A 9,720-nucleotide genomic window follows, 5' to 3' on the forward strand; every position below is an offset into this window, starting at 1 on the left:
GAATGGTTCGCCCTATTATCGCGGCAAGGTCGATATCCGCCATCAGGTGGTGCTGAAGCAGGTGATCGAGACCGGCCTGCCGCTGATCTATGCCGCCCAGCTCGGCGGCCAGGACGAACTTGTCTTCGACGGGGCGAGCTTCGCCTTCAACGCCGACAAGTCGCTCGCCTTCCAGATGAGCCAGTTCGAGACGGCGCTTGCAGTGACGACGTGGAAACGCGGCGAAGATGGTTGGCATTGCGCCGAAGGGCCGATGGCGCATATCCCTGAAAGCGAGGAGGCCGATTACCGCGCCTGCCTGCTCGGCTTTCGCGACTACGTCAACAAGAACGGCTTCAAAACCGTGGTTCTCGGCCTTTCCGGCGGCATCGATTCTGCGATCTGCGCGGCAGTCGCCGTCGATGCGCTCGGCGAGGAGCGGGTGCGCACCGTCATGCTTCCCTACCGCTATACCTCCGAGGATTCGCTGAAGGATGCGGCCGATTGCGCCAAGGCGCTCGGCTGCCGCTACGACATCGTGCCGATCGAACAGCCGGTGACGGGTTTCAGCACTGCGCTCTCCAATCTTTTCGAGGGTACGGACAGCGGCATCACCGAGGAGAACCTGCAGAGCCGGGCGCGCGGCGTCATCCTGATGGCGATCTCCAACAAGTTCGGCTCGATGGTGGTGACGACGGGCAACAAGTCGGAAATGTCGGTCGGCTACGCCACGCTTTACGGCGACATGAACGGCGGCTTCAATCCGATCAAGGACCTCTACAAGATGCAGGTCTATGCGCTTTCCCGCTGGCGTAACGAAAACGTGCCGCCGGATGCGCTAGGCCCCTCCGGCGAGGTAATCCCGCAGAATATCATCGACAAGGCGCCGTCGGCCGAACTGCGTCCGGATCAAAAGGACCAGGATTCGTTGCCGCCCTATCCCGTGCTCGACGATATTCTCGAATGCCTGGTGGAGAAGGAGATGGCGGTCGAGGAGATCGTCGCGCGCGGCCATGATGTTGCGACCGTTCACCGGGTCGAGCATCTGCTCTATCTCGCCGAATACAAGCGCCGGCAATCGGCGCCGGGCGTGAAGATCACCAAGAAGAATTTCGGCCGCGACCGGCGCTATCCGATCACCAACCGGTTCAGGGACCGCTGACGCAATCGAGATCGCTGACGGCATCAAGCTTTTCGGGAGGAAACATGCGCAGCTCGGTTGAGATCTACAATGTCAGGACGGGCAGGGCCCGCGAGGTCTGGCAAACGGACAGGCTGGTGGAGGCGCCGAACTTCTCGCCTGATGGTTCCTACCTGCTCTTGAACGGCGACGGGCTGCTTTACCGGTTGCCGCTCGATGGCGGGGAGGTGGTCAAGGTCGATACCGGCTTTGCCGTCAACTGCAACAATGACCACGGCATTTCGCCCGATGGCACTGAGATCGTCATTTCCGACAAGACCGAATTCGGCAAGTCGGCGATCTATATCCTGCCGATCGAAGGCGGCACGCCGCGGCTCATCACCCAGAACCTGCCATCCTACTGGCATGGGTGGTCGCCGGACGGGCGCCAGCTCGCCTATTGCGGCATCCGCGACGACCTCTTCGATATCTACACCATCTCCGTCGACGGCGGCGCCGAGACGCGGCTGACGCATGGCGAGGGTCGCAACGACGGACCGGACTATTCCGCCGACGGCCAATGGATCTACTTCAATTCCAGCCGCACCGGGCTGATGCAGATCTGGCGCATCCATCCCGATGGCACCGGGCTCGAGCAGGTGACTTTGGACAATCAGGGCAACTGGTTCGCCCATCCTTCACCCAACAACGACATGGTGCTGCTCCTATCCTACGACCCATCGGTGTTCGACCATCCGCGCGATCTCGACGTGCGGCTGCGGCTGATGGATATGGACGGCGGCAATCTGAAGACGCTGTTCGAGCTTTTCGGGGGGCAGGGCACGATCAACGTGCCCTGCTGGTCTCCTGACGGCGAAGAGTTCGCCTATGTCCGCTATTTCCCGGCTGCTTAAGCGCGGGTCCGGCGGCGCTCGCGGGCGGATTTAGCCAGGTCTTCCAGTACCGCGACCGACATATGCCAGTCGATGCAGCCGTCGGTGATGGACTGGCCGTAGACCAGCGGTTTGCCAGGGACGAGATCCTGGCGGCCGGCGACGAGGTTGCTTTCGATCATCATGCCCTTGATGTCGCTGTTACCGGCGGCAATCTGTGCGGCGACGGATTTGACGACGAGCGGCTGGTTCATCGGGTCCTTGCCGCTGTTGGCGTGGCTGGCATCGATGAGGATGCGCGGGGCGACGCCGAGTCTGACGGCTTCGCCAGTCACCGCTTCGACATCGGCCGCTTCATAGTTCGGCCGTTTGCCGCCGCGCAGGATGATGTGGCAGTCCTCATTACCCCTCGTCGAGGCGATCGCCGCCTGTCCGTCCTTGGTTACGGCCGGGAAATGGTGTGGCTGCGAGGCGGCGAGGATGGCGTCCAGCGCCACACGCACGCCGCCGTCGGTCCCGTTCTTGAAGCCGATCGGGCAGGAAAGGCCGGAGGCAAGCTGCCGGTGGACCTGGCTTTCGGTCGTGCGCGCGCCGATCGCGCCCCAACTGACGAGATCGGCAATATATTGCGGCGTGATGGTGTCGAGGAATTCGACGCCGGCCGGAAGACCCATGGCATTGATATCGAGCAGCAGGCGTCTCGCAATCCTCAGCCCCTCCTCGATACGGTAGCTGCCGTCGAGATGCGGATCGTTTATCAGGCCCTTCCAGCCGACGGTCGTGCGGGGTTTTTCGAAATAGACGCGCATGACGATCTCGAGATCGCCGGCGAAGCGACGCCGCTGCTCTTCCAGCCGCGCGGCGTACTCCCGGGCGGCGACAGGGTCGTGGATGGAGCAGGGGCCGATGACGACGATCAGGCGATCGTCCTCGCCCTGGAGAATCTTGTGGATCGCATCACGATTGCTGGTCACGGTCTCGGTGACAGTAGGATTGCGGTGGATTTCCGCAATGATATCGGCGGGTTTGGTCAGCGGGGTGATCTCGACGATACGCAGATCATCAATGGTATCAGACACGGTATGGCTCCTGTTTGGTCATACCCGCACGGAACAAAAAAGCCGCCAGGTAGACTAGCGGCTGTTCGGGTTGTCGTCGCGTCGAATTCAGTTACGCATGGACCCGTATCCGCTGGGAGCAGCGGTACCAATAAAATCCCGAGGCGTAGGTTGACGTGATCGACATGAGGCGTGTGTAGCGCCAAGATCAGGCATTGTCACGTAGAATTTGCTGCCTGAAAAGCTGATGCTCTTGCGGGGCACCATACCCCCTGTGGAGGGCACGTCGCACTCGATCTCGCTCATGCGACGTCTTGCAAGTCTTTGTTTATCCATATCGCCCGAACCGTGCATGCTCCGGGCGATATGCGTTTTCATTGCTTTCGAATGTCGTTCCCGAGTTCAGAGAGCGTCGACGTTCACACCGACGGTGATGGCGCCGATCGGCGTTCCCTTGTCGTCGGATATCGTCACACTTGCCTGCGACTGCAGTGTCTGGGTCGACTCATCCTTTTCGATCTCATCGACGAAGACGGCTTCCTTGCCGGCGCCAAAAGACTTCTGGAACTTGCCCTCGTCGCCCTGCCAATAATCCGATGTTGTGTCGCTTTGACCGACATTCAGCCCCTTTGCATCCATGACGAAGATTTCCGTGATCTTGCCGCCGGAAGCTTCCTTCTTTCCCTGAAGGAATTTCGACAGTGCATTGTTGAGCACGCCGTCGATCATCGAGTGGTCGGAGCCATCGACTTCGGCACGCCACTTATTGTCGAGGGCGTCAACATCACCCGCGCTGAGATTGGCGTTGGCAGCGTTCTGCGCCTTGACAGCCTCGATGATGGCAGGGTCGTTGAGCCAGGGCTTGACGTCGCTCGTCACGTAGTCGGAGATCGGGGCAAGCTTGGCATCCTGCGCCATGGATACGCCCACGGGCACGGCAAATGCAGCGCAGGCCAAAAGAAATGCGGGCACGATTTTCTTCATAAGTGTTTCCTTCCTGATTATAGGTTGCTGAGAACTACGGCTTATCGGATGCAGACGACGTCAGAACTCCTCCCAGGCACCGGGAGCAGCGGCAACGGCGGCATTGCCTACATGTCGCTGCGTGAAGACTCTGGGCTCGGGACGCGGTTGGCGGGCAGCTTGAACGGGTTTGGGCTGGCTGGCGGTAGATGCGCCGACGACGAACCTGCCGGCCGAGTCCTGCAGAAGGCGTCCCTGCTGCAGCAGTTCCTGGCAGGCCGCGTTGGTTTCCTCGACCATTGCCGCGTTCTGCTGCGTCGCCTGATCCATCTGGTTGATCGCACCGTTGATTTCCTGCAGGCCCGTCGCCTGTTCGCGATAGGACTGGACGATGGAAGCGATACTGTCGCTGATGCGGTTGATCTGCTCCTCGATCTTCAGCAAGGCGTCGCCGGTTTCGTTCACCAGCCCGACGCCCGCGGCAACTTCCTGGCCGGATACGTTGATAAGGTTCTTGATTTCCTTTGCCGCATTTGCCGACCGCTGGGCGAGTTCACGCACCTCCTGAGCGACAACCGCAAAACCCTTGCCGGCCTCGCCGGCACGCGCGGCTTCGACGCCGGCATTCAGCGCCAGCAGGTTCGTCTGAAACGCGATTTCATCGATGACGCCGATGATGCGGCCGATCTGGCTAGACGAGGTCTGAATACGGTCCATCGCGCCGATTGCATCGCGCACCACCGTCGCTGAGACATGGGCGCTCCGCTTTGTCTCCTCGACCAGCTTGCCGGCATTTTCGGCGCGCTGCGACGAAGTTCTGACCGTGGTGGTCACCTCATCCAGTGCTGCGGCGGTCTGTTCCAATGCTGCTGCCTGTTGCTCGGTCCGCCTGGCGAGTTGATCTGCGGAGGAGGCCAGCTCGCTTGACCCACCTTCGACCGCCACGGACGCGGTCTTGATCTCTGTCAGCGCGGCCGCGACCGCTTCGACCATGTTGTTGAAATCCTGCCGCAATTTATCGAATTCGGGGCCGAGATCGGCCAGGTGTATCGAGAAGTCGCCGGCGGCAAGCTTTTCCAATGCATTTGCGAGAGCGGTCATGACCAGCCGTTGGGTTTTGCTGGCCTCTTCCGTGAACAACGTGTTGCGCGCCCGTTCGGCGTCGAGCGAGGCGCTCTGCTCGGCAGCGGCCTGCTCTCTTTCGACCTTCGCAATTGCCTCGTGGCGGAAGACTTCCAACGCGCGTGCCAGAAAACCGATCTCGTCGCCATTTTCCTTATAGGCGACGGGAGAGGCCAGATCGCCTTTCTGCAATGCGCTGATTCTCTCACTGAGGATCCTGATGGGCCGGCCAACAAGGCTGCGCATGGCGAGAAGGAAGGCGACGACGGCCAAGGCGGTGATCAGCGACTGCGTGAGCAGCGAAACGAGAACCTTCTGCCTGACTTCAGCAGCGATTTTTTCGACGGACCAGTTCGTGACGATATAGCCGGTGGCTTTTCCTGATTTGTCGAGCGGGAGCGGCGCTATGATCGTGACCACGCCGGCGGATATCCCGCCGTCATCGATCGTCGTTTTTTCCGGCTTTGCACTGAGGCTCTTGGCCAGATCGGCCGGTGCGGGCAAACCGTTGATGCCATCGCGTGTCCATGTGTCGACGGCGGCAGGTTCCGCGTTGAATGCGGCAAATTGCACGAGATCGAGCGAAGGGTCGTCGCGGTAGAGCGAATAAGCTTCACGGACGGCATTCGCCTTACCCCACTTGACGCCGCCGGCGGCCAGAGAGGCAAACTGCTCCGCATCCTTTGACCAGTTGGCCTTGGCGCCATCGATCAATGCCCGGGTTTCGTACATCCAGGTATAGGTGGCGAAGGCGGAAATGCCGCAGAGGTTGACGGCAACGATAATCGCCGCCAGCTTGGCGGTCAGAGGCATCGTTTTCAAAAATTGGAACATTCCGCGGCAGCCTAGAATTGCGGCTCAGTCGGAGATGTTCCCGACCGGCGTCTCAATACGGGCATCCACGCTGACGGTCACATCACGAGCCCTCATGCCCATGTCCGGATAGCAACCCAAAACGCGCAAACGCAGTGTGTATTTGATATGTGAATAAATCATAAAGTAGAATGGGATGCCGGAGCACACGCGTGTTATTTCGCTATTGCGCCCGCTGGAGATCTGCCTCGCCCCGCTGGGGAGAAGAGGTGTGTCGCGCGTCCGTGTTCCCTACGCCCCGGCCGAAGAAAAGAGACAGATGGCACCGCTTGGCGCGCGGCTGGAATCAACTATCTGGTTCGCGGCTTGCCGCCGCGCCGGTTTGCTGAAATAGATGCGCCGTCAGGTGCCCGCCGGTAAGGCGGGAGAATCGGGAATCCGGTGCAAGACCGGAACGTGCCCAACGCTGTAAGGCCGACGTTTGCCGCTTCATCACGCCACTGGCTTCTTGCCGGGAAGGCTGCGGCAGACGGATGACGCCAAGTCAGAAAACCGGCCTGACAAAGATAGACCGATCCGCGCGGACGGCGGGGCGGTTGCGTTGTTGGGGATTTGACGATGCGACCCTTTGATGAGGATGCCCTTTCGGCGGCGTCCGGTTTTTCCTTGGCCGAACGCGAGGCCGTCTATCACGCGATCATGACGCGGCGCGACGTTCGCAGCCAGTTTCGACCCGATCCTTTGCCTGACGATGTTGTGCAGCGGCTGCTGACGGCCGCTCACCACGCACCCTCCGTCGGCTTCATGCAGCCGTGGAATTTCATTCTGGTGAAAAGTGCCGCTGTGCGGGCGCGCGTTCGGGATGCCTTCGCGAGCGCCAACGAGGAGGCGGCGCTGATGTTCGAGGGCGAACGGCGGCAAGCCTACCGCTCGCTCAAGCTCGAAGGCATCGTTGAGGCGCCGCTCGGCATATGCGTGACCTGCGATCCCACCCGCAGCGGCAGCGTCGTGCTAGGGCGCACGCACAATTCCAGGATGGATAGCTATTCCACAGTCTGCGCCATCCAAAATCTCTGGCTTGCGGCGCGGGCGGAAGGTGTCGGCATCGGCTGGGTCAGCATTTTTCGCGAAGGCGATCTGAAGAGCATTCTCGGCATACCCGAGCATATCGAGGTGGTCGCCTGGCTTTGTGCCGGTTTCGTCGATCGGCTCTATGACGAGCCGGAACTCTCCGTCAAAGGCTGGCGGCAGCGGCTGCCGCTCGAGGAACTCGTCTTTCATGATGGATGGGGACTGAACACCTAGGGTGGTGGTCGAGCGTGGCCTCAATCGCACAGTCACACCATTGACAGTCAAGGTGAGCAAACCGATGTCGGGGTATCGCCGACGCCGGGCGAGGGCGAGGTATCTTTATTCCGGGCTTTTATATCGATACGCTGAAGGCGAATCCCGGAAATTCCAAATGATATTCGGCTATCGGCGGATCGATCGGAGGATAACGGCCCAATGAACATGATCGACTTGAAGGAACGCATCATCGTGATCACAGGCGGTGCGCGCGGCATCGGCTACGCGATCGCAGAGCGCGTCATCCAGTCTGGTGGCAAGGTGGCCATCTGGGACCTGAACGAAAACATGGCGAAGGACAGCGCTTCCGCTCTCGGCTCCGGCACGGTCGCTTTCGGTGTCAACGTTGCAGATCCCCAATCAGTGAAAAACGCGGCGGCGACGACCGAGGAGATTTTTGGCCGTATCGACGGCCTCGTCAATTCCGCGGGGATTACCGGTCCGGTTAAGCCCACGATTGAATATGATGTCATCGAGTGGAAAGATGTTGTCGATGTCTGCCTCACGGGAACCTTCAACTGCTGCCGCCACGTCGTTCCGGTCATGTTAAAGCGCGACTACGGGCGGATCGTGAACATCTCCTCGGTGGCGGGCAAGGAAGGAAATCCGAACATCGCTGCCTATAGCGCAGCGAAAGCCGGTGTGCTGGGCTTCACCAAGTCTCTTGGCAAGGAACTCGCAAAGACGGGGATCGCCGTGAACGCGGTAACGCCGACCACAGCAAAGACACCTATATTGGACGGGCTGACACCGGAATTTATCGAATATATGCGCGTGCGCATTCCGCGCGACCGTTTTGTTGAACTTCATGAGATCGCTTCGATGGTCGTCTGGCTGCTCTCCGAAGAGAACTCCTTCACCACCGCATCGACGTTCGACCTGAGCGGCGGTCGTACGACCTACTGACCATGCTCAAGCGACCCGCATTGACATCCCGCCGCAAGTTCACCTGACGTCGGCTTTATCTCAAGCACCCCGGCACAACGCCGCGATAGCTTCGTCACCGCCGTTTGAGCTGCTCGGTCACCGCTGCTGTTGCGGCTGAGGGCCGGGCGCTGCCGGATTGGCGAGGTCGATCGAACCCTGGTCGCCAGCGAGGAATTGCGGGCCGACCTGACGGACCTTGTTCTGTGTCGGATCGTAGGGTCGCTCGGTCGATGGTTGCGGTGCGATCTGCGCTGCAGCATCCTTTACCGGCGGATTGGTGCGGATGGTGGTGATCGAGCCCTGCTGCGGCGGTTCGCTCAACGCCTGCTTGCCGCGCATCTCCTCGTAATAGGCGGTGAGATTGCAGGCGCAGGAGGACTTTTCTCCGGGCGTGCGGTTCTTGTAGGCGAAGGCGTTCTTCATGGCGCTGTAGGGCGTGCCGGTTGCGACCGAGATCATGTTCGAGGCTTCGGTGCTCGTCACGTCACGATAGAACAGTTCGGTCTCGATGCCCGGGCACATCTTGGCGCAGGTCTGAGCGTCGCGGCCGAAATCGACCGACGTGGCGTTCGAGCTGATCGGGAAGAAGCCGCCGTCGCAGCTGCGCACGCACATTGTGCTGACCGGCGAGAGCATCTCGGCCCTCGGCAGGCCGTAACGCGGATCGATCTCTTCACCGCCGCCGAGTGGGATGAAGGTATCGGTGCGCATCGCCTGTTCCTCGACACTCGGGGCGGGGTCGGCGGCGCTGCGATCGCTCGGCGCGTAGAAATTCTCGCTGTTGCAGCCGTTGTGGTCGAGAGCGGCGATCAGTTCGCGGCGCGCGCCGTCAGCGGCACCGTTCTGGCCGGCCAGTTCGCTGCGGCGGTCCTGGAGATAGCGAATATTGTCGATCATCCTGGCTTCGGCCTGCGTGAGCTCGGCGCAGTAATCGGCATTCTCGCCGCCGATCACGACCATGCTGCCCGATGTGCAGCCATTGCTGCGCAGCTCGTTACGAACTTTGCGCAGCTCGAGGTTCTGTTCGGCCATGGCGCTCGCATATTGGCGCGCCTCCGGGCCGTTGCCATTGCCGATCGATCGCGGCAGGTCGGCAAGGCGGCCGCGCAGGTCCTCACAGACGGCGCTACTTTGCGCGGCGGCCGGCGCCGCAAGGGCAAGGAGAAGGGCAAGAGACAGGTTTCGGCGTTTCACGGCGTCGTCCCGGAATGAGCAAAGAATCGATCGGTCGATTGCAGCGTTGATCGCCACCGGTTTCTCTTAGGGTATTTCTCTTAATAAGCTGGGATAAATTCCTAGCGTATTTTCGCGACTTTATCCAGCGGACCGCCAAAGACCTGGTGTTCGATTATGAAGAAGCTGCCGATGGTAATCAACGAGGCCAAGTGCCCACTCCAATCTCCTGGGTCGCTTGGGGAACGTACTCATATCCGGACGTCGAAAATGACAGGAATTGCCAACGAACTCAGCTCCCCCGCAACGACAGTCGGGCTGCCAG

General features: G+C 60.7%; 8 protein-coding genes and 1 riboswitch. Of the genes, 4 read left to right on the forward strand and 4 right to left on the reverse strand.

Annotation, left to right across the window (positions count from 1 at the left end; genetic code table 11):
- Together FY112_RS04530 and FY112_RS04535 are read left to right on the forward strand one after the other, a co-directional pair.
- The coding region (locus FY112_RS04530; protein ID WP_246700604.1) for an NAD+ synthase at positions 1 to 1,141 on the forward strand (1,141 nt) is incomplete at its 5' end.
- Positions 1,142 to 1,185: 44 nt separating this feature from the next.
- A complete protein-coding gene (locus tag FY112_RS04535; RefSeq protein ID WP_131718574.1) occupies positions 1,186 to 2,013 on the forward strand; it encodes a TolB family protein in 828 nt (275 codons plus the stop codon).
- On the opposite strand, the gene FY112_RS04540 is transcribed toward FY112_RS04535, so the two are convergent.
- The 3 genes from FY112_RS04540 to FY112_RS04550 all read right to left on the reverse strand — a co-directional run bounded on the left by FY112_RS04540 (position 2,010) and on the right by FY112_RS04550 (position 5,969).
- On the reverse strand, positions 2,010 to 3,071 hold the full coding sequence (locus tag FY112_RS04540; protein ID WP_151517819.1) for a 3-deoxy-7-phosphoheptulonate synthase: 1,062 nt from the start codon (positions 3,069 to 3,071) through the stop codon (positions 2,010 to 2,012). The two genes, FY112_RS04535 and FY112_RS04540, sit on opposite strands and share 4 nt — an antisense overlap.
- A 381-nt stretch (positions 3,072 to 3,452) precedes the next feature.
- The gene (locus FY112_RS04545) at positions 3,453 to 4,034 is read right to left on the reverse strand and encodes a hypothetical protein (protein ID WP_151517820.1); all 582 of its coding nucleotides are present in this window, start codon (positions 4,032 to 4,034) and stop codon (positions 3,453 to 3,455) included.
- Between the two features lie 60 nt (positions 4,035 to 4,094).
- On the reverse strand, positions 4,095 to 5,969 hold the full coding sequence (locus FY112_RS04550) for a methyl-accepting chemotaxis protein (RefSeq protein ID WP_151517821.1): 1,875 nt from the start codon (positions 5,967 to 5,969) through the stop codon (positions 4,095 to 4,097).
- 366 nt (positions 5,970 to 6,335) lie between these two features.
- A riboswitch (cobalamin riboswitch) is annotated at positions 6,336 to 6,524 on the forward strand.
- A gap of 42 nt (positions 6,525 to 6,566) precedes the next feature.
- Between FY112_RS04550 and bluB the strand changes: the two genes are divergently transcribed.
- Positions 6,567 to 7,253, forward strand: a complete 687-nt coding sequence (bluB, locus tag FY112_RS04555) for a 5,6-dimethylbenzimidazole synthase (protein ID WP_151517822.1) — start codon at positions 6,567 to 6,569, stop codon at positions 7,251 to 7,253.
- A gap of 201 nt (positions 7,254 to 7,454) precedes the next feature.
- Positions 7,455 to 8,201 carry an SDR family NAD(P)-dependent oxidoreductase gene (locus tag FY112_RS04560; RefSeq protein ID WP_065282462.1) on the forward strand — a complete coding sequence of 249 codons (747 nt, stop codon included), beginning with the start codon at positions 7,455 to 7,457 and terminating at the stop codon, positions 8,199 to 8,201.
- Between the two features lie 117 nt (positions 8,202 to 8,318).
- On the opposite strand, the gene FY112_RS04565 is transcribed toward FY112_RS04560, so the two are convergent.
- On the reverse strand, positions 8,319 to 9,416 hold the full coding sequence (locus tag FY112_RS04565; RefSeq protein ID WP_151517823.1) for a DUF2865 domain-containing protein: 1,098 nt from the start codon (positions 9,414 to 9,416) through the stop codon (positions 8,319 to 8,321).
- Between the last annotated feature and the right edge of the window lie 304 nt (positions 9,417 to 9,720).

It is taken from the genome of Rhizobium sp. PEPV16, from assembly GCF_008919455.1.
Classification (GTDB): domain Bacteria; phylum Pseudomonadota; class Alphaproteobacteria; order Rhizobiales; family Rhizobiaceae; genus Rhizobium; species Rhizobium leguminosarum_Q.

Coding starts and splice junctions, on each gene's coding strand:
- FY112_RS04535 (WP_131718574.1), top strand. CDS start 1,186: ATGCGCAGCTCGGTTGAGATCTACAATGTCAGGACGGGCAGGGCCCGC.
- FY112_RS04545 (WP_151517820.1), bottom strand. CDS start 4,034: ATGAAGAAAATCGTGCCCGCATTTCTTTTGGCCTGCGCTGCATTTGCC.
- bluB (WP_151517822.1), top strand. CDS start 6,567: ATGCGACCCTTTGATGAGGATGCCCTTTCGGCGGCGTCCGGTTTTTCC.
- FY112_RS04560 (WP_065282462.1), top strand. CDS start 7,455: ATGAACATGATCGACTTGAAGGAACGCATCATCGTGATCACAGGCGGT.
- FY112_RS04550 (WP_151517821.1), bottom strand. CDS start 5,969: ATGTTCCAATTTTTGAAAACGATGCCTCTGACCGCCAAGCTGGCGGCG.